The following is a 21094-nucleotide window of genomic DNA, read 5'->3' on the forward strand; positions in this document are numbered from 1 at the left end:
CGCTTCTCGAGAAACGCGCCGATGCCTTCCTCGGCGTCGGCGGCCATCATGTTCTCGGCCATCACCTGGGAGGCGTAGTGATAGGCATCGGCGAGGTTGAGTTCGGCCTGGCGGTAGAACGCCTCCTTGCCGACCTTGATGGTGTGCGATGATTTGCCGGCGATCTGCTCGGCCAGCGCCACCGCCGCGGCGCGCTCGGTGCCGTGCGGCACCACGCTGTTGATCAGGCCGATGGCGCGCGCTTCGGCGGCCGGGACCGGCTCGCCGGTCAGCAGCATGTGCATTGCGTGTTTGCGCGGCACGTTGCGCGACAGCGCGACCATCGGGGTCGAGCAGAACAGCCCGATATCGACGCCCGGCGTCGCGAAGGTCGCCTGGTCGGACGCGATCGCGAGATCGCAGCTCGCGACGAGCTGGCAGCCTGCCGCGGTGGCGACGCCTTGCACCGCAGCGATCACCGGCTTGGGCAATTTGACGATCGCCTGCATCATCGCGCTGCAGGAGGTCATGATCCGGGAGAAGCTGGCGCGGCCACGATCGGCGTCGTTGCGATGCGCGGTCAACTCCTTCAGGTCGTGGCCCGCGCAGAACGCCGGGCCGTTGGCGGCGATTACCACCACCCGCACGCCGTCGTCGCGCCCGATCAGATCCAGCGCCGCGTGCAGATCGTCGATCATTTCCAGCGACAGGCTGTTGCGCGCGGCCGGCCGGTTCAGCGTCAGCACCGCAACACCGCCATCGACGGTCTCGCGAAGCAGAATCGGTGAAGGCTGGGTCGCAGCGAAGGTGGGCAACACGGTCATGGTGACGTCCGGGAACAGAATGAAGCGCTGGGAACGCGCGTCACCTTATTGTAACAAGCCGGGCGAAGCGAGAGCAGGGACGGGAACGACATGACACATGCGAGAATGAGCGTAGCCGAACTCGAGGAATTTCTGCAGCGCGAGTTCCCGCAGGCATTCAGCCACGGTGACATTTCGATCGAGACCGCCGATGGTCGCACGTCTCTGTTACGGCAGCGCTACAGCGACCGGATGCTGCGCCCGGGCGGAACCGTGTCGGGCCCGACCCTGATGGCGCTGGCGGATTTCGCCATGTACGTCGTGCTGCTGTCGGCGATCGGCCCGGTCGCGCTCGCCGTCACCACCAATCTCAACATCAACTTCCTGCGCAAAGGCCAGCCCGGCCAGGACGTGGTCGCAGTCGCCAAGCTGTTGAAACTCGGTCGCCGGCTGGCGGTCGGAGAGGTGGCACTGCTGTCCGGCACCTCGCCGGATCCGATCGCCCATGTGACGTCGACCTATTCCATTCCAACCGCTTGATGTTTTGGAAGGTACTATTGCACCATATTTGTAACCCGCTGTAATTACGCAATAAATTCAGGAAGGAGGGGATTGACGGGAAAGCGGTGCTTCTCTACAAGCGCCCGCAGTCCGGTGCTTCGCGCACCGAATTCCCCCTGTCATGGATCATTCTCATGAAGACGTTTTCGGCCAAGCCCGCCGAAGTCACGAAGAAGTGGGTCATTATTGACGCCACCGGTCTCGTGGTCGGCCGGCTCGCCACGCTGGTCGCGATGCGGCTGCGCGGCAAGCACCTCCCGACCTATACCCCGCACGTCGACTGCGGCGACAATGTCATCATCATCAACGCCGCGAAGGTGGTGCTGACCGGTCGCAAGCGCGACAACAAGGTTTACTACCATCACACCGGCTTCATCGGCGGCATCAAGGAGCGCTCTGCCAAGGCGATCCTCGAAGGCCGTTTCCCGGAGCGTGTGGTCGAGAAGGCGATCGAGCGCATGATCCCGCGCGGTCCGCTCGGACGTGTGCAAATGGGCAATCTGCGCGTCTATCCCGGCGCCGAACACCCGCACGAAGCTCAGCAGCCCGAGAAGCTCGATATCGGTGCGATGAACCGCAAGAACATGAGGGCCGCATAAGATGTCCGAGACAATGCAGTCTCTCGATCAGCTCGCCGCGCTGAAGACCACCGTCACTGCCGCCGACGCGCCGACCTACACCAAGAAGGTCGACAAGTTCGGTCGCGCCTACGCCACCGGCAAGCGCAAGGACGCGGTCGCCCGCGTCTGGATCAAGCCGGGCGCCGGCAAGATCACCGTCAATGCCCGCGAAGTCGAAGTGTATTTCGCCCGCCCGGTGCTGCGGATGATGATCCAGCAGCCGCTGGTCGCTGCGGCTCGTGCCGGCCAGTACGACGTGATCTGCACCGTTGCCGGCGGCGGTTTGTCCGGCCAGGCCGGTGCGGTCCGCCACGGCATCTCCAAGGCGCTCACCAATTTCGAGCCGGAGCTGCGCAGCGTGCTGAAGAAGGGCGGCTTCCTGACCCGCGACAGCCGCGTCGTCGAGCGTAAGAAGTACGGCAAGGCGAAGGCCCGTCGCTCCTTCCAGTTCTCGAAGCGCTGATCTTTCCCCGGTCTTCCGGGTACTCTCAAAAAGGGCGTCCTGCGGCTGCGGGGCGCCCTTTTTCTTTGCGTGCGGAGACTGGCGGGGAAGCTGCCAGCGGTCCGGTCCGAGGTTACCGGCAGGGCGCGCAATGCATGCAAATTGTCTGAAATTTCCAGCGACTTATCGGACAAATCGGACCCGTTACACAAACGCGATCTCAATTCACACGGAGTCAAATCGCCCGCACAAGGGGATCAGCGCCGTGCCTGCGGTGTTGAAATGCCGTCACTGGAAAGCCATCACCGAGTACCCCACCATGTCGCTCGACATTTCGACGCTGTTCCTGGTCGCGACGCTAATCTGCGCGCTGCTCGGTGTCATGCTGCACTACTTCGGCCGTCAGGAGAAAATCTCGGCCTTAAACTGGTGGGGCAACGCTTATCTGCTCGGCGCCATCACGGTGGCGTTGTGGACGGTTCTCCGCCCGGTGTTCGGCGAAGCCGTCACGCTTGGGCTTGCCGGCGTCGGCTTCATCACCTGCGGCATGGTTTGGAATGCAGCGCGGGTGTTCCACGGTCTGAAGCCGAGCTGGCCCGGATTGTTTCTTGGTGCCCTCGTTTGGGCAGCAACGGTCGCCAGTCTTTCGCCCGAGCAGGAAGCGCTGCGGATGACGGTCGGGGCGGCGATCGTCGCCGTCTATGCGGCACTGACAGCCAGTCAGCTTTCGGCCGAACGACGCAAATCGATGCAGCGGCGCTGGCCGACCATCGTGGTGCCGCTGCTGCACGGCACGGTTCTGATGCTGCCGATCGTGCTCGCCGATCTTTGGCCGTCGCCGCATTCCGGCCTGGTCGGCAATGCCTGGGTGATGCTGTTCGCGGTCGAACTGGTGCTGTACGCCATCGGCACCGTGTTCGTGATTTTTATGCTGGTCACCGAACGGACCGTGACGATTCACAAGACGGCGGCCTCGCTCGATCCGCTGACCGGGATGCTCAACCGCCGCGGCTTCTCGGAAGCCTGCGCGCGAATGATCGACCGTGAGGTCAATGCCGGCCGCCCGGTGTCGGCGATGATTTTCGACATCGACCACTTCAAGTCGATCAACGACCGGTTCGGTCATCCGGCCGGCGACGAAGTGCTGAAGCTGTTCGCCACCATCGTCGCCGCCTCGTTGCGGATCTCGGATCTGTCGGGGCGGATCGGCGGCGAAGAGTTCGCGGCACTGCTGCCATGCCCGATCGACGAAGCGGTGACGGCGGCCGACCGGGTGCGCGAAGCGTTCCAGAATTGCGGCATCGAGGTCGACGATGCGCCGGTGGCCACCACGGTGTCGATCGGCGTCGCCGGCGGACCGGCCGGGATTGAACTCGACGTACTGCTCGCTGCCGCCGACACCGCGCTGTATCAGGCCAAGCGCGGCGGCCGAAACCGAGTGGTGGCGACAGCCGAGCAGCCGGTGTCGCTCGAGGAAAGCCGACGCAAGGCGGCGCAGACGCGCGAGCACCAGGTTGTGGCGCGCGGCAACTCGGTCGGGCAGGCCGTCGCCTGAAGCCGTGATCGCGGATCGGCTTCAATTGCGCGGCCCGCTGCGATAAGACGCTCGTCCCATCACGGACGAGGCGCAGGTACATGATCACCGAAATCGCACAGATCGACATCAAGCCCGGCAGCGAGGCGGACTTCGAAGCCGCGGTCGCCAAGGCGCGCGAGGCGTTCGGCCGCTCCGAAGGGTTCTGCGGCTTCGAGCTGCACAAGTCGATCGAGAAGCCGCAGCGTTATCGCCTGATGGTGAAGTGGCAGACGCTGGAGAACCACACCGTGGACTTTCGCGGCTCGGAGAACTTCACCGAGTGGCGCGGCCTCGTCGGCAGCTTCTTCGCCGCACCGCCCGACGTCGAACACACCGAGACGGTGCTCACGTCTCAGGCGTAACCGCCAGCGCCATCGGGGAGGGGCCGGCCGCTGCGGCGGTTTCCCCCGGCTCCTCGCCGCGCAGATGGTCGATCACCACCCGGCCGATCGCCATCAGCGGGAGCGCCAGCGCCAGCCCCCACAGCCCGAACACGATGCCGAGCAGGATCTGCATCGCGAACAGCGTTGCCGGTGGAATGTCGATCGCCTGGCGCTGAATCAGCGGCGTCAGGATGTAGCTCTCCAGCGCATGTACGCCGAGGAACAGCACGAAGGCGCTCAGCACGGCGATCCAGCCGGAGCCGATGGCGGCGAGCACGATCACCAGCCCGCCGAGAATCGCCCCGACGGTCGGAATGAAGGCGAGAAGGCCGGCCTGGATGCCGAGGATGAAGGCGCCGGGAATCCCGATCAGCGACAATCCGATCGCGGTAACCGCGAACACCGCGATCATGGTGATGAGCTGGGCCAGCAGCCAGCGCTTCAGCATATCGCTGGTGTCGCCGACGATCACCTCGGCCTGCTGTTGATGGCGTCGCGGCACCATCCTGACCAGCCCGTTGCGATACACGCCGGGTTGCGCCGCGAAGGCGAGGCCGAGGAACAGCACGATGAAGAAGTTGCCGACGGCACCGATGGTGCCGAGGATCAGCTTCAGCGTCTGGCTGACGATCGCGCCGCCGCCGGAGGCGATCTCGCCGGCGCTCGGCAGGTTGCGCGGCTGCACCGGTGTCGTCTCCGAATGCGCCGCGCCAGCGCCGTTGCCGCCGCCGAGCTCGAGGAAGCTGGTGTCGACGCCATTGCGCTCGAGCAGGGCTTTCACGTTGACGATCTGGGTCTTGATCGTGCCGGACAGCGCCTTGGCCTGCTGGCTGATGGTGTTGCCGCCGAGCACGGCGATGCCGAAGAACAGGCCGCTCAGGATCACGCAGACCAGCGCGAGCCGAAGGCCGTGCGGGCCGCCGACCAGCTTGCCGGTGAGCTCGGTGAGGGCGTTGAGAAACACGCCGAACAGGACCCCGGCGAAGATCAGGAACAGTGTGCCGGCGAAATGCCACGCGGCATAGAGCAGTGCCGCGAAGGTCACGGTGGCGATGCCGCCGAGGGCGATCGCCCCGGCAAGGTCGGTACGGGACGGAACGCGATCGGGAAGGGGAGCGGTCACATGCGGTCCTTTCGACTGTCGGCGCGCAGTGTTCCGCGAATCGCCGCGGCTGAGCAAGCGCCCGAATCCTGTATCAGCGCTTGGTAACCATACTTTCGCCAAAGCCTGTTCGTCCCATTTTCGCCGTGTTCGCTCTGCGATATGGTCATGGTTCGATGCGGAAGTGGGCTGTGTCGAAGTCGCGACCGGGGAAGGTCCCATCTTGGGCCGATGTCGCGAGAATGGTATTTGGGGACTTATGGGGATTCGCGAGCGAGATTCGTTGGGCCGCGTCGCGCGGGTGGCTTTCGCCGCTAGCGCCTGCCTCGCCCTCGCAAACTGCGCCCAGAACGGTGCCTTCAGTCGGGTCGATCCGAAATACGGCGTGTCGTCGAGCCCGCGGGTGGTCGGTTTCGGTGAACCCGTACCCAAGGGCGGCGGCACCTACCGGGTTGGTAAGCCCTATGTGGTGGCCGGCCGCACCTACGTTCCGCAGGAAAATCCGCACTACCGCGCCGAAGGGCTCGCATCCTGGTACGGCACTGATTTCCACGGCCGGCTGACCGCCAACGGCGAAGTGTTCGACATGGCATCGTTGTCGGCAGCTCATCCGACCTTACCGATCCCGAGCTATGCCCGCGTGACCAACCTTGCTAACGGCCGCTCTTTGATCGTGCGCATCAACGACCGCGGCCCGTATCACGGCAACCGGCTCATCGACGTCTCGAACAAAGCCGCAGAACTTCTTGAATTCAAACACAAAGGCACCGCGCGGGTGCGGGTCGAATATGTCGGCCGTGCGCCCCTCGAAGGCTCCGACGACCGCCAGTTGATAGCGACGTTGCGCCAGGGCGAGCCGGCACCGGCGCCGACTGGTGTGCGGATCGCATCGGCCAAGCCGTTCGTTCCCGACTTCGGGGCCGGCAGCGGCGGTGGCCGAATTCACGGCGATGTTCCGATGCCGGAAGGCCGGCCATATTCGCTCGGCAACACGTCGGTGGACGTCGCTTCGGTGTCCGCAACTTCGGAAATTTCGGCCTCGCGCAGCACCCGATCGAACCGCCAGGAGCTGGCGCCGAACCCGCGCGCGGTGTCCTACAACGTCGATGCACGAGAGGCGCGAGCGGAGTACCGGCCGGTCAGCACCGCGCCGTCGCGCGGCAACGACGAGATCGGCAACCTGCTATCGGCCCGCGGGCTTTACTGACCCGCGAGCTGCACCGATCGGCAGGCAGCCCTGAGCGGCTCTATCGAGCTGCAGCGCTCTCAATAGTTCTCCTTCAAAAACGCGATCAACGCCGCGTTGACCTCGGCCGGCTTCTCCTGCTGGATCCAATGGCCGGCGCCGTCGATGATCAACTTGTGCTTCAGATTGGGCAGCACCCGCTCGATCGCACCGAGATGCTTGCCGCTCATCTTGTCGGAGATCACCGGATCATTGCTGCCGGCAATGAAAGCTGACGGCTGATGGATCTGGGCGCCCTGCCAAGGGGAGGTCAGCTCCCAGTTGCGGTCGATGTTGCGATACCAGTTAAGGCCGCCGCGGAATCCGCTTTCTTTGTACCGTTCGATGAAGAAGGCGAGCTCGGCCTCGCTCAGCCATCCCGGCAGCGGCAGCGTAGCTGCCGAGCGGCCGATGAAGCCGCGCCCCTCCGGAACGAACAGTGACCTTGCCGGATCGGCGAACCCGCCGCACAGCATGCCGCGCATCGTCGCGGCGACGTCGCGCTCGAACTCGGTCTCAGCAACACCGGGCTTCTGGAAATACTGCCAATAGAAGTTGGTGATGCCCGCGGCGCGCAGCAGTTCCAGCGGCCGGCCCTTGCCGCGCCATGGCGGCGGCACGCTAAGGCCTGCCACCGCGGCGAACAGGTCCGGCCTGAACAGCGCTGCGTGCCAGGCCACCGGCGCGCCCCAATCGTGGCCGATGATCGCAGCACGGGTTTCGCCGAGCTCCCGCACAAGGCCCACCATGTCGCCGACCAGATCGAAGATGCTGTAGGCCTCGACCGGTTGCGGCGCCGAGGAGCGGCCGAAGCCGCGCATGTCCGGCGCGACCACCCTATAGCCGGCGTCCGCTAGGGCTGTGATCTGATGCCGCCAGGAATATGACAGTTCTGGCCAGCCGTGACACAGGATCACCAGCGGACCTTCACCCTGTTCACGCAGGAACAACTCGATGCCATTGGCCGTGATCGTGCGTGTGGAAGCCATGATGTGTCCGCCCTGTTTGATTTTTTGAGTTTATCTGGAAGCGAGCTTGCGCCCACGGTAGGATTGATCATCCGTATCTACAATCGAAAACGGGCGTGCCGGTTGCTCGGCCGATACGACTGCAACGCTGCTTGGAAATCCGATCGATGGCCGTCCTGACTTCGCTGCTGTCCACGCGCTGTTCGCTTTGGCGCGGTCTGTGGGCAGGCCTGATTGCCGTCACGCTCGGGGCAGGGCCGGTCACGGCCGCCAATCAGAGCGTGCAGGGCGCCAAGAAGGACGACGGCGGCTACGAGACCCAGGCGCCGACCGCGATCCTGCTCGATGCCGAGAGCGGCAGCGTGCTGTTCGAGAAGAATGCCGACGAATTGCGCGCCCCGTCCAGCATGATGAAGCTGATGACGGTGGAGATGGTGTTCCATCTGCTCCAGACCGGCGAACTGCAGCCGACCCAGGAATACCGCGTGAGCGAGAATTCCTGGCGCTACGGCGGCGCGCCCGCCGGCGGCTCGACGATGTTCGCCGAAATCCACAGCAGCATCTCGGTCGAAAATCTGCTGCGCGGGGCAGTGATCCAGAGCGGCAACGATTCCTGCATGGTGCTGGCGGAGGGCATCGCCGGCAGCGAGGCCGCGTTCGTCGAGCTGATGACCGAGCGCGCCCGGCAGATCGGGCTGACGCAGTCGACCTTCGGCAACTCGACCGGGCTGCCCAATCCCGACAACAAAATGAGCGTGCGCGAACTGGCGAAACTCGCCCGGCACATCATCCTGACCTATCCGGAATTCTACCCGCTGTTCGGTGAGAAGGAATTCACCTGGAACAAGATCCGGCAGACCAACCGCAACCCGCTCTTGAATTCGCTGGCCGGTGCCGACGGCTTCAAGACCGGCTACACCAAAGAAGGCGGCTACGGCATGGTCGGCTCGGCGGTCCAGAACGGAATGCGGCTGATCGTCGTGGTCAACGGCCTAGAGGATGCCGATGACCGCGCCAGCGAGGCCAAGAAGCTTCTGGAATGGGGCTTCCGGAATTTCGAGTCGCGCGCACTGTTCGCCGATGGCGCCACAGTCGGCTACGCCCGGATCTTCGGCGGCCAGACTCGCTACGTGCCGCTGACGCCGGCCAATCCAGTGCGGGTGATGGTACGCAAGAACGGCAGCGACAAGCTGCTCGCACGGATCGTATATCAGGGGCCGGTGCCGGCACCGGTCGAGGCCGGCCAGCGCATCGGCGTGGTCCGGGTGTGGCGCGGCCCCAATGTCGCGGTGGAGGTGCCGTTGAAGGCAGCCGAGGCCGATCCGGTCGGCTCGACCATGCGGCGCGCCGTCGACGGCGCCAGCGAGTTGATGATCGGTGTGCTCCGTGCCGGCATGGCAAAGCTCTGAAGATGGTTCAAAGAAAACCGATAAAGTCTTCGATGCGCGGGCGCTTCATCACCTTCGAAGGGGGCGAGGGCGCCGGCAAATCGACCCAGATCCGGCTGCTGGCGAAGCGACTCGAGAAAGCGCGGCTGCGCGTGCTGGTGACCCGCGAGCCGGGCGGCTCGCCAGGCGCCGAGGCGATCCGCAGCGCGCTGCTGGCCGGCATCGGCAAGCTGATCGGCGGCGCAGACGCCGAGGCACTGTTGTTCGCCGCCGCCCGCGACGACCATGTCCGCACCCTGATCGAGCCGGCGCTGGCGCGCGGCGAATGGGTGCTGTGCGACCGGTTCTACGACTCGACCCGCGCCTATCAGGGCAAGCTCGGCGCCGTCAGCCTCGAGTTGCTCGACGCGTTGCAGCAGGTGACGATCGGCGAAATGAAGCCGGACCTCACCGTCATCCTCGATATTCCGGTCGAGATCGGGCTGGCGCGCGCCGCGGTCCGCCGCGGCAGCGACACCCCGGACCGGTTCGAATCCGAAGCGATCGACTTCCACCGCGGCCTGCGCGAGGTGTTTCGCCAGATCGCCGCGGATGAGCCGGCGCGCTGCGTGCTGATCGACGCCAATGCCGAGCCCGAGGAGGTCGCCGACCGGGTCTGGGAGGCGGTGCGCCTGCGGCTGCTCGAACCCGCGCGCGCCGGAGCCAAAACCGCATGAGCGCACGCAAGACTGCCACCAAGGCTCAAGCCCAGGAGTCCGCCGTCCGCCATCCGCGCGAGACCACGACGCTGTTCGGCCATCATGCGGCCGAGCAGGCGTTGCTCGACGCCTATCGCGGTGGCCGGATCGCCCATTCCTGGCTGATCGGCGGCGCCCAGGGGATCGGCAAGGCGACGCTGGCGTACCGGATGGCGCGGTTCGTGCTGGCGCATCGCGAGCCGCAATCGGACGCGGTGCAGGGCGCCGCCTCGCTGGCGATCGACGCCGACCATCCGGTGGCGCGCCATATCGCCGCCGAGGCACATGGCGGACTGCTGACGCTGGAGCGTTCGGCGAACGAGAAGGGCGTGCTGCGCAATGTCATCACCGTCGATGAATCGCGCGAGACGATTTCGTTCTTCGGTGCCACCGCGGCGATCGAAGGCTGGCGGGTGTGCATCGTCGACACCGTCGACGACCTCAACGCCAACTCGGCCAACGCGTTGCTCAAGGTGATCGAGGAGCCGCCGCAGCGTTCGCTGTTCCTGCTGCTGTCGAATGCGCCGGCGCGGGTGCTGCCGACCATCCAGTCGCGCTGCCGCAAGCTGATGCTGCGCCCACTCGCGATTGCCGATGTGATCGCAGCGGCCGCCGACGCGACCGATCTCGACCCTAATGATCCGCAGCTCGTCGAGGCGGCCGCGGCCTCCGAGGGCAGCGTCTCGCGTGCGCTGATGCTGACGGGCGGCGGCGCGCTCAGCCTGCAGCAGACCACGACCGCGCTGCTCGACAGCCTGCCCAATGTCGATCCCCGCGCCCTTCATGCCCTCGGCGATGCGATCGGCGGCACCGACCGCGCCACGTTGCAGGCGTTCGTCGACGGCATCGACCGCTGGGTCGCAGCGCGGCTACGCACGCCTGATCCCAACGCGGAACTGCCGCGCCTTGCACGGCTGGCGGAGGTATGGGAAAAGATCGGCCGCGCCGCACGCGACACCGAAGCCTACAATCTCGAGCGGAAACCGCTGGTATTTTCGGTGTTCGGGCTTCTCGCGGAGGCGGTGCGCTGACGCCGATCCGGCGATCGATCGCCCGGCATGGTCAGCGCCGCCGCGCTCAACCGATCCAGATTTGAAAGGCGTCCGCGCAGATGGCGCAGCGAAATTCATTCTACATCACCACGGCGATCTCCTATCCGAACGGCGCGCCGCATATCGGCCACGCCTACGAGGCGATCGCGACCGACGCGCTGGCCCGATTCCAGCGGCTCGACGGCAAGGATGTGTTCTTCCTGACCGGCACCGACGAGCACGGCCTGAAGATGATCCAGACCGCGCAGAAGGAAGGCCTGACCCCGGCCGAGCTCGCCGCCCGCAATGCCGGGCGCTTCCGCGACATGGACGACCGCTTCGGCATCTCCTACGACCGCTTCATCCGCACCTCCGAGGAGCAGCATCACGCGTCCGTCCAGGAAGTCTGGAAGAGGATGCTGGCCAACGGCGACATCTATCTCGACAGTTATTCCGGCTGGTACTCGGTCCGCGACGAAGCCTATTACGCTGAGGACGAGACTGTGGTCGGCGAGGATGGCGTTCGCCGCGGTCCGCAGGGCACGCCTGTCGAGTGGGTCGAGGAGAAGAGCTACTTCTTCAAGCTGTCGGCCTATCAGGACCGACTGCTGAAGCTCTATGAGGAGCAGCCGGACTTCATCGGCCCCGACGCGCGCCGCAACGAGGTGGTCAGCTTCGTCAAAAGCGGGTTGAAGGATCTGTCGGTGTCGCGCACGACGTTCAACTGGGGCGTCAAGGTGCCGGGCGATCCCGAGCACGTGATGTATGTCTGGGTCGACGCGCTGACCAACTACATCACCGGTGTCGGATTCCCCGACGAGAGCGACAAGAACTGGCACTACTGGCCGGCCGACGTCCACGTCATCGGCAAGGACATCATCCGCTTCCATGCGGTGTATTGGCCGGCGTTCCTGATGTCGGCGGGCATCCCGATTCAGAAGCGCGTCTACGCCCACGGCTTCCTGTTCAACAAGGGCGAGAAGATGTCGAAGTCGGTCGGCAACATCGTCGACCCGTTCAATCTCGCCGACCAGTACGGCGTCGATCAGGTGCGCTACTTCTTCCTGCGCGAGGTGCCGTTCGGCTCCGACGGCAGCTACAATCACGAGGCGATCGTCAATCGCATCAACGCCGACCTCGCCAACGACCTCGGCAATCTGGCGCAGCGTTCGCTGACCATGGTGGCCAAGCAGTGCGACGGAGAGGTGCCGGCGCATGGCCCGTTCAGCGAGACCGATCAGGCGATGCTGGCGATGGCCGACGGCATGATCGCGCAGGCGCGGACCGCGATGGCGAGCCAGCAGATCCATCAGGCGCTCAATGCGGTGTGGGCGGTGGTGGCGGAAGCCAACCGCTACTTCGCCGGCGAAGCGCCGTGGGCGCTGGCCAAGACCGATCCGGCGCGGCAGAAGACGGTGCTGTACGTCACCGCCGAGGTGCTGCGGCAGATCGCGATCCTGGCCCAGCCGGCGATCCCGACCTCGGCGGCCAAGCTGCTCGACATCCTCGGCGTTGCCGAGGGACAGCGCGACTTCGCGGCGCTGCCGACCCGGATCGTGCCCGGCACGAAGCTGCCGGCACCGGCGCCGATCTTCCCGCGCTACGTCGAACCGGCGACCGCGTAAGCCATGCTGGTCGACAGTCACTGCCATCTCGACTTCCCCGACTTTGCCGACGATCTCGCCGGCATCGTCGCCCGTGCCGAGGCGAGCGGGGTCGGGCGCATGGTCACGATCTCGACGCGGGTGAAGAAGCTGCCGGACCTGCTGGCGATCGCCGAGCGTTTCCCCAACGTGTATTGCTCGGTCGGCACCCATCCGCACCAGGCGGACGAGGAAGACGGCATCACCACGGCGGAACTGGTGAAGCTGGCAAAGCACCCGAAGGTGGTGGCGTTCGGCGAGGCCGGGCTCGATTACTTCTACGAGATGGGCTCGCGCGACGCGCAGGAGCGCGGATTCCGCGCCCACATCGCGGCTGCGCGCGAAACCGGCCTGCCGCTGGTGATCCACACCCGCGAGGCGGACGAGGATTGCGGCAAGATCCTGGACGACGAAATGGGGAAGGGAGCGTTTCGCGCGGTGCTGCATTGCTACACCGGCGGGCGCGACCTTGCGATGCGGGCGATCGATCTCGGGCTGATGATCTCGTTTACCGGCATTCTCACCTTCAAGAAGTCGCAGGCGTTGCGCGATCTCGCCGCTGAGCTGCCGGCGGACCGCGTCATGGTCGAGACCGACTCGCCGTATCTGGCGCCCGGCAAATATCGCGGCAAGCGCAACGAGCCGTCTTATGTGGTCGAGACCGCCAAGGTGCTGGCCGAGATCCGCGGCGTGACGCTCGACGAGATCGCACGCCAGACCACCGACAACTTCTTCCGGCTATTCGGCAAGGTGCCGCCGCCGGCTGCAGCCGCCTGACGCCTTTCAATCGGGGACGCCGCATGACGTTGACGCTCACCATCCTCGGCTCGGGTTCGTCTGCGGGCGTGCCGCGCCCGGCGCTCGGCTGGGGCGCCGCCGACCCGTCCAACCCGAAGAACCGTCGGCTGCGCTGCTCGCTGCTGGCCGAGCGCGTCACGCCGGACGGCATCACCAGGGTGCTGATCGACACCTCGCCCGACCTGCGCGAGCAACTGATCCGTGCCGATGTCGATCATCTCGACGCGGTGTTCCTGACCCACGAGCACGCCGACCAGACCCACGGCATCGATGATCTACGCTCGGTGGTGATGGCGATGAAGCGGCGCATCCCGGTGTATCTCAATCAGTCGACCGGCGAGCATGTGCTGTACCGCTTCGCCTACTGCTTCAAACAGGCGCCGGGCAGCTCCTATCCGGCGATCCTGGAATCGCGCGAGATCGAAGCCGGCGACAGCAAGACCATCGCGGGCACCGGCGGCGACCTGACGCTGACCGCGTTCCTGGTCCAGCACGGCGACATCCCGGCGCTCGGCTATCGCATCGCCGGCGCCGCCTATACGCCGGACCTCCACGACATTCCGGCAGCGAGCTTCGGCGCGCTCGAAGGCCTCGATCTCTGGATCATCGACGGCCTGCGCTACAAGCACCACGCCAGCCACTTCAACATCGAAGCCGCACTGAAGTGGATCGACCGCTTCAAGCCCAAGCGCGCCGTGATCACCAACATGCATGCCGACATCGACTACGAGACGCTACGCAAGGAATTGCCGGAGGGCGTCGTGCCGGGGTTCGACGGGATGCGGCTGGAGGTCGAGGGCTGACCTCTCAACTGGTCGTTCCGGGGCGCTCGCGACAGCGAGCGAACCCGGAATCTGCAACACGCACGGCCTTGCTCGACACCTTGAGATTCCGGGTTCGCGCTTTGCGCGCCCCGGAATGACAAACGAGAGTCGGTCGTCCATCGCGGTCGCCACCGCAATGACACCGGGGCGAAGTAACTACTCCAAAATCGCCTTCGCCGACTTCACCTGATCGCGCAGCATGAATTTCTGGATCTTGCCGGTCGAGGTCTTGGGGATCGACGAGAACACGATGGTCTTGGGCGTCTTGAAGCCGGGGAGGTGTTCACGGCAGTAGGCGATGATCTCGGCTTCGGTGGCGTTGGCGCCGTCCTTCAGTTCGACGAAGGCGCAGGGGACTTCGCCCCATTTCGGGTCGGGCTTGGCGACCACGGCCGCGAACAGGATCGCCGGGTGCTTGTACAGCACGTCCTCGACCTCGACCGACGAGACGTTCTCGCCGCCCGAGATGATGATGTCCTTGGAGCGGTCCTTGATGATCACATAGCCGTCGGCATCGAGCACGCCGAGGTCGCCGGTGTGAAACCAGCCGCCGGCGAGCGCTTCCTTGGTTGCCTTCTCGTTCTTCAGATAGCCCTTCATCACGATGTTGCCGCGGAACATGACCTCGCCGATGGTCTCGCCATCGCGCGGCACCTCCTGCATCGTCTCCGGATCGAGCACGGTGACGGCTTCCTGCATCGGGTAGGGCACGCCCTGCCGGCGCTTCAGCTTGGCGCGTTCGGCGACCGGCAACTCGTCCCAGCCGGGCTGCTCGGCGCAGACCGAGGCGGGGCCGTAGACTTCGGTGAGGCCGTAGACGTGGGTCAGCTTGATGCCGATGGTCTCGGCGCCGGCCAGCACCGCCATCGGCGGCGCGGCGCCGGCGATCAGGCCGACGACCGGTTTGGCCGCGGCGCCCTTCGGCGCTTCAGGTGCATTGATCAATGCGTTGTAGACGATCGGCGCGCCGCACATGTGGGTGACGCCGTGCTTTGGGATCAGTTCGAAGATCTTGGCCGGATCGACCTTGCGCAGGCAAACATTGATGCCGGCCGCCGCTGCGAGCGTCCACGGGAAGCACCAGCCGTTGCAGTGGAACATCGGCAGCGTCCACAGATACACCGGATGCTGGCCGAGATTGCCGGCGAGGATGTTGCTGACAGCGTTGAGATACGCGCCGCGATGATGCGTCACCACGCCCTTCGGATTGCCGGTGGTGCCGGAGGTGTAGCCGAGCGAGATCGCGTCCCACTCGTCCTCGGGACGATGGCCGGCGAAGGTCGGATCGCCGGACGCGACCGCGTATTCGTATTCGAGTTCGCCGATGCGGTGGCTGCCGGGATACATCTTGTCGTCGACGTCGATCACCAGTGGCTTCGGCTTGGTCATCAGCGTCAGCGCCTCGGCGACGACGCTCGAAAACTCCGGATCGACCAGGATGATCTTGGCGCCGCCGTGATCGAGCTGGAACGCGATTGCCGCGGAATCGAGCCGGATGTTGAGGGCGTTCAGCACCGCGCCGGCCATCGGCACCGCGAAATGCACTTCGACCATCGCCGGCACGTTGGGCAGCATCACCGCGACGGTGTCGCCGCGGCCGATGCCGCTGCGGGTCAGCCACGATGCGAAGCGACGGCAGCGCGCGCGGGTTTCCTTCCAGGTGTAGTGCCGCCCCTCGTACACCACGGAGGTCAGCTCCGGATAAACGTTGGCCGTGCGCTCCAGGAAGCTCAGCGGTGACAGCGGCACGAAGTTGGCCGGGGTCTTGTCCAGACCGATGCTGTATTGACCTTGCGGGGTGCTCATGACGACCTGCCTCTCACTTCACGACGGCGCCGCTGCGTTTCCCCCGCAGCGCCTCTACAAGAATCCAATCGAGATCCACGGGATCGCCGCGACCACGATCAAGCCGATCAGCAGCGCCAGCATATATCCCCAGATCGGGCGCATGCCCTCGGCAGGATCGACCCGGCCGATCGCGCAGGCCGCATAATAGCCGACACCGAACGGCGGTGCGAACAATCCGATGCCCATCGCCAGGATCACCACCATGGCGTAGTGCACCTCGTGGATGCCGACGGCGCGGGCGATCGGAAACAATAGCGGGCCGAACAGCACGATCGCCGGAATGCCTTCGAGCACGCTGCCAAGGATCACGAAGGCGACGATCGATACCGCCAGGAAGGTGGCGGAGCCGCCGGGCAGGCCGGTCATCGCCGCCGCCAGCGAGCGCGAGAAGCCGGATTGCGTCAGGCCCCAGGCCATGCCGGTGGCGGTACCGATGATCAGTAGGATCGCACCCGACAGCGCCGCGGTCTCGACCAGCATCGGCCGCAGCCGCCGCCAGTCGAACTTGCGGTACACCAGGATGCCGACCACCACGGCATAGACGATGCCGATGGTCGAGACCTCGGTGGCGGTGGCGACGCCTTCGACCACGGCGGCGCGGATCACGAACGGCAGCGCCAGCGCGGGCAGGGCGACGATGAACGCCTTGCCGATGTCGCTGCCTTTGGCGCGGGTGACATGGCTGAGATCCTCACCGCGATAGCGCCACCACACCAGACTGCACAGCATGATCGCCAGCACCACGCCGGGCAGCAGGCCGCCGGTGAACAGCGCCGAGATCGACACGCCGGTCACCGAGCCGATGGTGATCAGCACGAGGCTCGGCGGAATGGTTTCGGTCTGGGCGCCGGTGGCGGAGAGCAGGGCGACCAGATCGCCCGGCTTGGCGCCGCGCTGCTTCATCTCCGGAAACAGCACCGGCGCCACCGCCGCCATATCGGCGGCCTTGGAGCCGGAAATGCCGGACACCAGATACATGGCGCCGACCAGCACGTAGTGCAGGCCGCCGCGGACATGGCCGAGCAGGCTGGCGAGAAACGCCACCATCGCCCGCGCCATGCCGGTCATCTCGATCAGCAGACCGAGGAACACGAACAGCGGCACCGACAGCAGGATGAGGTGGCTCATGCCCTCGTCCATTCGGCCGACCAGGATCAGCAGCGGCGTCGTGGTGGTCAGCGCCAGATAGCCGTAGATCGCCAGGCCAAATCCGAACGCGATCGGCACGCCGGCGAACACGCAAGACGCGACCACGCCGACGAAGAAGATCACCAGATTGAGATTGCCGAGCGGCTTGAACAGCGGCTGCGCCAGCCAGAACGCGCCGATCAGCAGCGCGACCGTCAGTGCCGCGCCGAAGACCAGCTTGAGATCGCCGAACCGGATCAGTCGAAACAGGGCGAACAGCGCCATCAGCAGGATGCCGACCGGCAGCGCCGCGGCGCGCCAGCTGTTGGCGAGCGACAGCGCCGGCGTGGTGATGTAGCTCTCTTCGTAGGCGTATTCGTAGGCTGGCGCGGCGATCAGCAGCAGGAACGCCAGCGCCGCGCAGATGCCGACCAGATCGAGCCAGGCACGCAGGCGCGGGGAGGCCCCCGCCACCATCGCGGTCATCCGCATGTGCTCGCCGCGGCGGAACGCGACCGCCGCGCCGAGCATCGCCAGCCACAGGAACAGGATCGACGCCAGCTCGTCGGACCAGATCAGCGGACTGTGGAAGACGTAGCGAGATACCACGCCGGCGAACAGCACGACGATCTCGACCACTACCAGAACGGCGGCCGGAATCTCGACCAACAGGCCGAGACCGGCCTCCAGCGCGCCGATCAGCGTCTTGCGCTGCGGCGCGTGGAGCCGTTCACCTGCGGTGAGCTGTGAAGCGTCGGCGTTCGCCATCGCGGCCAGCCGTTACGCCAGCTTGCCGACGGATTTTTCGAGCAGCGACCACGCCTGATCGCCGTATTTGCCTTTCCATTCGGCGTAGAAGCCGGCGCTGCGCAGCTTGTCGCGGAACGGCAGCACCGTGGGCTGATTGAAGATCAGGCCCTTGGCGGTCAGCTCTTCCTTGACGGTGGTGTTGAGCTTGGCGGTGTCTTCGCGTTCCTTCACCGCGGCGGCGTTGATGTTCTTGGCGACGATCGCGCGCACGTCGACCGGCAGCTTTTCCCAGGCGCGGCGGTTGGCCAGGAACCAGAATCCGTCCCACATGTGGTTGGTCAGCGAGCAGTACTTCTGCACTTCGTACAGCTTGGCGGTCGAGATCAGCGCCAGCGGATTCTCCTGGCCCTCGACCACCTTCGTCTGCAGCGCTGAATAGACTTCGCTGAAATTGATCGAGGCGGGCGCCGCATCGAACGCCTTGAACATCGAGGTCCACAGCGGCGACACCGGCACGCGGATCTTGAAGCCCTTGAAGTCGTCCGGGCCGTTGATCGGCTTGGTCGAGGAGGTGGTCTGGCGGAAGCCGTTGTCCCAGATCTTGTCCATCACCATCAGGCCGGCCTTCTGGATCTCGCCGCGGACATGAGCGCCGAGCTCGCCATCCATAGCCTTCCAGACCGTTTCATAGTCCGGGAACGCGAAGCCGATGCCGTTGATCGATGCGGCCGGCACCAGGGTCGACAGGATCAGGCCCGACAGCGTGAAAAACTCGACGCCACCGGCGCGAATCTGGCTCAGCATGTCGGTGTCGGAGCCGAGCTGGTTGTTCGGGAAAACGTCGATCTGGACGCGGCCGTTGGTCTCGGCCTTGATCGCCGCCGACATCTCGCGGGCGCGAACGTTGAGCGGATGGGTGTCGGGCAGGTTGTTGGCGTATTTGTATTTGAACTCGGCTTCGGCCGCACGCGCCACCCAAGGCGCACCGATGCCGCCGATCGCGGCGGCCGCTGCCGACGCCTTCAACAAGCTCCTGCGTGAAAAACTCATCTCGCTTCCTCCTGACGGGTATTCTTTTTGTGAGAACGCACCCGAAATGTCGACGCGCCTTTGGTCGTCATTTCGACTGGTCCGGTCAAGCAGTTTTGAGCCGCCAGTGGACGGCCGGGCGATCGGTATGGCCAAGGTCACGGCCGGCCGGCTTGGCGCGCCGGACCAAGACGGACCGGTCGGGCACCGGGCCTGCGGACGTCGCAGGCTCCGGCCGACGGATGGTCGGCGGACGGCTTGGGACCACATCGCACAAGCCGCCAGAGGCTCGGCTGAACCTGCCACAAGGCGGCTGCATTGGCCGAGCCGCGCGCATGACTGCGCGCTTCCAAGACGGCCGCGATGTCGCGACGGCGGCCATCATTCGGAGACCACATCTGGAAGGATCGCAGCTTCGAAGCATCGACCAAGCAGAACGCCCGAACCACGACGCTGTGCAGGCAGAACTTTGCGTATGCCAGACAAGCCTCTGGTGAATCGCGCTTATCCATATATTCCATAATATACCTTATGCGAATGCGGATCAGCTTAACCGGGGCCTTTGGCATGGGCTGGCTGACGTGCACTTGACCGACCACGGCCAGATCGAACGCCTCAATGGCAAGATCAAGCGCCCCACAGAGCTGGTCGGCATCTGCCCCGACGAGGACGCCTCGCCATTTCGTCGCTGCTGTCCACGACGAACAAAACGTCGAATGGCCCGCCCGGCAGCCGCGGGCTCGACGCTGAAAAAACAGCGCCCGATCGGCCAAGTCCTGCCGGCAGACGCGATGCCGCCCATGCGCCTCGCCACCCAGAGACTCTCGTCCGACAGGCCTCGAGGCCGGCGGATCAGGGCCGCCTATCGCGGCCGGTTGCCGGGCTCGTTTGCGTCCTTTGGAATCAACGTCCTCAACTCCGCGAGCGCCTGGAGCGCGATCTCGCACGCCTGGTCGATGAATTCCTCGCCACGAGCCGTGGGATTGATCACGTTGCGCATGTCGGCCTGATAATCGCCTTTCACGAGGTTCAATCGGTCGAGCGCCGCGGCCACCTCGGCATCCGAGATCGCGGGACATTCCGCAATCTCGCGTAACGCCTCCCGGTCATGCAGATAAATGGCGGCAAAATCATATGCATCGCGTGGTGTGTATTGCGAGGCTCGGTACTTCAGCTTCTTGGTCCCGATCTCGGCCGCTCTCTCCGCAGGGATGAGACGCGCTCCAAAACGAAGCTCGTAGGTCGGCTGATCGATGTAGGACGGCGCATTCAAAAAATCGATCTCGCCGACATTACGAAGGATGAGCTTGAGATACTTGCCCGGCCAATTCCACGTGTCGCACAGCGCTTTGGTCACGGGGTTCACGCTCGGGGCCAGGTTCTTCAACGCGGCGCTGGAATCGAGAAAAATATCCACGTCGTAGCTGATGCGATGATCCAGGATTTGCGCCAACGCCGTGCCGCCGCCGAACGTCCATAGGGTTGGCGCGCCAGGCAAGCTATCGAGGGCAATCAGGGCTTTCTGCATCAGGTCTTCCCATTGCGAAGGAAGCCATTTCCCTGACCCATCTCTCATTGTCGGACTCCCTCACCCGCCAGATATCGATCGCCTTCGACAAGTCGTTGAATGTCACCAATCGATCGAGGACGAGCTTGTGGATGACAGACACATCCACCTCATCGAACAGGGCCTGCACATACACCCGCCATCTCGGGTCGGACACTTCGCCTTTGAGGCACGCGAGCAACGTCTTTTCATCGATGCGGAACGGCATGGGCGTGTTGATCGTGGTCACCGCGATCGTGAGACTGTCGAATGCCGCGGTCGATGTGGACTCGGCTTTGTCGCGCCGCGACCGCTTGGTGACGACGCCCTCGAATAATCCGGCGTTGTCGTCGCCCCATTTGCAAAGAGGCTCCAGCGCATGGGCAAGGGTTTCGCCGATGGGGCTGAGTGCGTAGTCGACCCGCGGCGGGACTTCCTTGTAATCCGTGCGCTTAACGAGGCCGTCCGCCTCCAGTTCTTTCAGCTGCTGAGTCAGCACTTTTTCGCTGGCATGACGCACAGACCTCTTCAACTCGCCGAACCGCTTAGGGCCAGGCAAGAGGAAATGCAGGATGAACGGCTTCCACTTGCCGCCGAGCACCCGAAAGGTGGTGTCGAGCCCGCAATCGCGCGCCGAATTGGACCGAGGATCGACTTGCATTACATATACTTACAAAACGGATGGTACGCGTCAAATAGAAAGCGTTGATCCC

20 protein-coding genes are annotated in these 21094 nt (G+C 65.0%); 12 read left to right on the top strand and 8 right to left on the bottom strand.

The genetic code is table 11. The features are described from left to right. Positions 1 to 803 (bottom strand): enoyl-CoA hydratase (locus DNX69_RS07900; RefSeq protein WP_110786017.1); only part of this gene is annotated, 803 nt, incomplete at its 3' end. A 90-nt stretch (positions 804 to 893) separates the two neighbouring features. Between DNX69_RS07900 and DNX69_RS07905 the strand changes: the two genes are divergently transcribed. The 5 genes from DNX69_RS07905 (at position 894) to DNX69_RS07925 (ending at position 4343) form a co-directional block, all read left to right on the top strand. Next, positions 894 to 1322: a PaaI family thioesterase gene (locus DNX69_RS07905; protein WP_110785473.1), complete on the top strand. Its 429-nt coding sequence runs from the start codon at positions 894 to 896 to the stop codon at positions 1320 to 1322. Between the two features lie 155 nt (positions 1323 to 1477). Continuing rightward, entirely contained in the window at positions 1478 to 1942 is a 465-nt protein-coding gene (gene rplM, locus DNX69_RS07910) for a 50S ribosomal protein L13 (protein WP_110786018.1), read from the top strand. A 1-nt stretch (position 1943) separates the two neighbouring features. Beyond that, complete coding sequence (gene rpsI, locus DNX69_RS07915; RefSeq protein ID WP_110785474.1) at positions 1944 to 2426, top strand: 30S ribosomal protein S9; 483 nt, start codon at positions 1944 to 1946, stop codon at positions 2424 to 2426. Positions 2427 to 2724: 298 nt separating this feature from the next. Continuing rightward, a complete protein-coding gene (locus DNX69_RS07920; protein ID WP_110785475.1) occupies positions 2725 to 3960 on the top strand; it encodes a GGDEF domain-containing protein in 1236 nt (411 codons plus the stop codon). 80 nt (positions 3961 to 4040) lie between these two features. Beyond that, positions 4041 to 4343: an antibiotic biosynthesis monooxygenase family protein gene (locus DNX69_RS07925; protein ID WP_110785476.1), complete on the top strand. Its 303-nt coding sequence runs from the start codon at positions 4041 to 4043 to the stop codon at positions 4341 to 4343. On the opposite strand, the gene DNX69_RS07930 is transcribed toward DNX69_RS07925, so the two are convergent. After that, on the bottom strand, positions 4327 to 5487 hold the full coding sequence (locus DNX69_RS07930; RefSeq protein ID WP_110786019.1) for an AI-2E family transporter: 1161 nt from the start codon (positions 5485 to 5487) through the stop codon (positions 4327 to 4329). The two genes, DNX69_RS07925 and DNX69_RS07930, sit on opposite strands and share 17 nt — an antisense overlap. Before the next feature lie 238 nt (positions 5488 to 5725). Here DNX69_RS07930 and DNX69_RS07935 point away from each other — a divergent pair, with 238 nt between their 5' ends. Further along, on the top strand, positions 5726 to 6673 hold the full coding sequence (locus DNX69_RS07935; RefSeq protein ID WP_110785477.1) for a septal ring lytic transglycosylase RlpA family protein: 948 nt from the start codon (positions 5726 to 5728) through the stop codon (positions 6671 to 6673). Between the two features lie 59 nt (positions 6674 to 6732). On the opposite strand, the gene DNX69_RS07940 is transcribed toward DNX69_RS07935, so the two are convergent. Continuing rightward, the gene (locus DNX69_RS07940) at positions 6733 to 7680 is read right to left on the bottom strand and encodes an alpha/beta fold hydrolase (protein WP_110785478.1); all 948 of its coding nucleotides are present in this window, start codon (positions 7678 to 7680) and stop codon (positions 6733 to 6735) included. 146 nt (positions 7681 to 7826) lie between these two features. Here DNX69_RS07940 and DNX69_RS07945 point away from each other — a divergent pair, with 146 nt between their 5' ends. The 6 genes from DNX69_RS07945 to DNX69_RS07970 all read left to right on the top strand — a co-directional run bounded on the left by DNX69_RS07945 (position 7827) and on the right by DNX69_RS07970 (position 14059). Continuing rightward, positions 7827 to 9068: a D-alanyl-D-alanine carboxypeptidase family protein gene (locus tag DNX69_RS07945; RefSeq protein ID WP_110785479.1), complete on the top strand. Its 1242-nt coding sequence runs from the start codon at positions 7827 to 7829 to the stop codon at positions 9066 to 9068. A 2-nt stretch (positions 9069 to 9070) separates the two neighbouring features. Continuing rightward, positions 9071 to 9763, top strand: coding sequence for a dTMP kinase (gene tmk / locus DNX69_RS07950; RefSeq protein ID WP_110785480.1), 693 nt, complete (start codon positions 9071 to 9073; stop codon positions 9761 to 9763). Then, positions 9760 to 10815, top strand: a complete 1056-nt coding sequence (locus tag DNX69_RS07955; RefSeq protein ID WP_110785481.1) for a DNA polymerase III subunit delta' — start codon at positions 9760 to 9762, stop codon at positions 10813 to 10815. The genes tmk and DNX69_RS07955 overlap by 4 nt, the downstream gene beginning before the upstream one ends. 80 nt (positions 10816 to 10895) lie before the next feature. Then, the gene (gene metG / locus DNX69_RS07960) at positions 10896 to 12440 is read left to right on the top strand and encodes a methionine--tRNA ligase (protein WP_110785482.1); all 1545 of its coding nucleotides are present in this window, start codon (positions 10896 to 10898) and stop codon (positions 12438 to 12440) included. A 3-nt stretch (positions 12441 to 12443) separates the two neighbouring features. Beyond that, positions 12444 to 13235, top strand: a complete 792-nt coding sequence (locus DNX69_RS07965; RefSeq protein ID WP_110785483.1) for a TatD family hydrolase — start codon at positions 12444 to 12446, stop codon at positions 13233 to 13235. A 23-nt stretch (positions 13236 to 13258) separates the two neighbouring features. Further along, entirely contained in the window at positions 13259 to 14059 is an 801-nt protein-coding gene (locus DNX69_RS07970; RefSeq protein WP_110785484.1) for an MBL fold metallo-hydrolase, read from the top strand. Between the two features lie 177 nt (positions 14060 to 14236). Here DNX69_RS07970 and DNX69_RS07975 read toward each other — a convergent pair whose 3' ends face one another. The 5 genes from DNX69_RS07975 to DNX69_RS26825 form a co-directional block, all read right to left on the bottom strand. Further along, positions 14237 to 15886, bottom strand: a complete 1650-nt coding sequence (locus tag DNX69_RS07975) for an acyl-CoA synthetase (RefSeq protein WP_110785485.1) — start codon at positions 15884 to 15886, stop codon at positions 14237 to 14239. Positions 15887 to 15940: 54 nt separating this feature from the next. Next, a complete protein-coding gene (locus tag DNX69_RS07980; protein ID WP_110785486.1) occupies positions 15941 to 17824 on the bottom strand; it encodes a TRAP transporter large permease subunit in 1884 nt (627 codons plus the stop codon). A gap of 12 nt (positions 17825 to 17836) precedes the next feature. Then, a complete protein-coding gene (locus DNX69_RS07985) occupies positions 17837 to 18856 on the bottom strand; it encodes a TRAP transporter substrate-binding protein (protein ID WP_110785487.1) in 1020 nt (339 codons plus the stop codon). 841 nt (positions 18857 to 19697) lie between these two features. Continuing rightward, positions 19698 to 20363: a nucleotidyl transferase AbiEii/AbiGii toxin family protein gene (locus DNX69_RS07990; RefSeq protein WP_133255988.1), complete on the bottom strand. Its 666-nt coding sequence runs from the start codon at positions 20361 to 20363 to the stop codon at positions 19698 to 19700. Further along, a complete protein-coding gene (locus DNX69_RS26825) occupies positions 20335 to 21042 on the bottom strand; it encodes a winged helix-turn-helix transcriptional regulator (RefSeq protein WP_110785489.1) in 708 nt (235 codons plus the stop codon). The genes DNX69_RS07990 and DNX69_RS26825 overlap by 29 nt, the downstream gene beginning before the upstream one ends. Positions 21043 to 21094: the final 52 nt, after the last annotated feature.

This window comes from Rhodopseudomonas palustris (assembly GCF_003226555.1).
In the GTDB taxonomy this organism is placed as follows: domain Bacteria; phylum Pseudomonadota; class Alphaproteobacteria; order Rhizobiales; family Xanthobacteraceae; genus Rhodopseudomonas; species Rhodopseudomonas palustris_I.

Excerpts from the sequence above, each read along its gene's own strand:
- DNX69_RS07940 (WP_110785478.1), bottom strand. The coding sequence starts at position 7,680 with ATGGCTTCCACACGCACGATCACGGCCAATGGCATCGAGTTGTTCCTG.
- DNX69_RS07925 (WP_110785476.1), top strand. The coding sequence starts at position 4,041 with ATGATCACCGAAATCGCACAGATCGACATCAAGCCCGGCAGCGAGGCG.
- DNX69_RS07955 (WP_110785481.1), top strand. The coding sequence starts at position 9,760 with ATGAGCGCACGCAAGACTGCCACCAAGGCTCAAGCCCAGGAGTCCGCC.
- rplM (WP_110786018.1), top strand. The coding sequence starts at position 1,478 with ATGAAGACGTTTTCGGCCAAGCCCGCCGAAGTCACGAAGAAGTGGGTC.
- DNX69_RS07920 (WP_110785475.1), top strand. The coding sequence starts at position 2,725 with ATGTCGCTCGACATTTCGACGCTGTTCCTGGTCGCGACGCTAATCTGC.
- DNX69_RS26825 (WP_110785489.1), bottom strand. The coding sequence starts at position 21,042 with ATGCAAGTCGATCCTCGGTCCAATTCGGCGCGCGATTGCGGGCTCGAC.
- DNX69_RS07965 (WP_110785483.1), top strand. The coding sequence starts at position 12,444 with ATGCTGGTCGACAGTCACTGCCATCTCGACTTCCCCGACTTTGCCGAC.
- DNX69_RS07985 (WP_110785487.1), bottom strand. The coding sequence starts at position 18,856 with ATGAGTTTTTCACGCAGGAGCTTGTTGAAGGCGTCGGCAGCGGCCGCC.
- DNX69_RS07990 (WP_133255988.1), bottom strand. The coding sequence starts at position 20,363 with ATGCAGAAAGCCCTGATTGCCCTCGATAGCTTGCCTGGCGCGCCAACC.
- DNX69_RS07935 (WP_110785477.1), top strand. The coding sequence starts at position 5,726 with ATGGGGATTCGCGAGCGAGATTCGTTGGGCCGCGTCGCGCGGGTGGCT.
- DNX69_RS07980 (WP_110785486.1), bottom strand. The coding sequence starts at position 17,824 with ATGGCGAACGCCGACGCTTCACAGCTCACCGCAGGTGAACGGCTCCAC.
- DNX69_RS07975 (WP_110785485.1), bottom strand. The coding sequence starts at position 15,886 with ATGAGCACCCCGCAAGGTCAATACAGCATCGGTCTGGACAAGACCCCG.
- metG (WP_110785482.1), top strand. The coding sequence starts at position 10,896 with ATGGCGCAGCGAAATTCATTCTACATCACCACGGCGATCTCCTATCCG.
- tmk (WP_110785480.1), top strand. The coding sequence starts at position 9,071 with ATGGTTCAAAGAAAACCGATAAAGTCTTCGATGCGCGGGCGCTTCATC.
- DNX69_RS07945 (WP_110785479.1), top strand. The coding sequence starts at position 7,827 with ATGGCCGTCCTGACTTCGCTGCTGTCCACGCGCTGTTCGCTTTGGCGC.
- rpsI (WP_110785474.1), top strand. The coding sequence starts at position 1,944 with ATGTCCGAGACAATGCAGTCTCTCGATCAGCTCGCCGCGCTGAAGACC.
- DNX69_RS07905 (WP_110785473.1), top strand. The coding sequence starts at position 894 with ATGACACATGCGAGAATGAGCGTAGCCGAACTCGAGGAATTTCTGCAG.
- DNX69_RS07970 (WP_110785484.1), top strand. The coding sequence starts at position 13,259 with ATGACGTTGACGCTCACCATCCTCGGCTCGGGTTCGTCTGCGGGCGTG.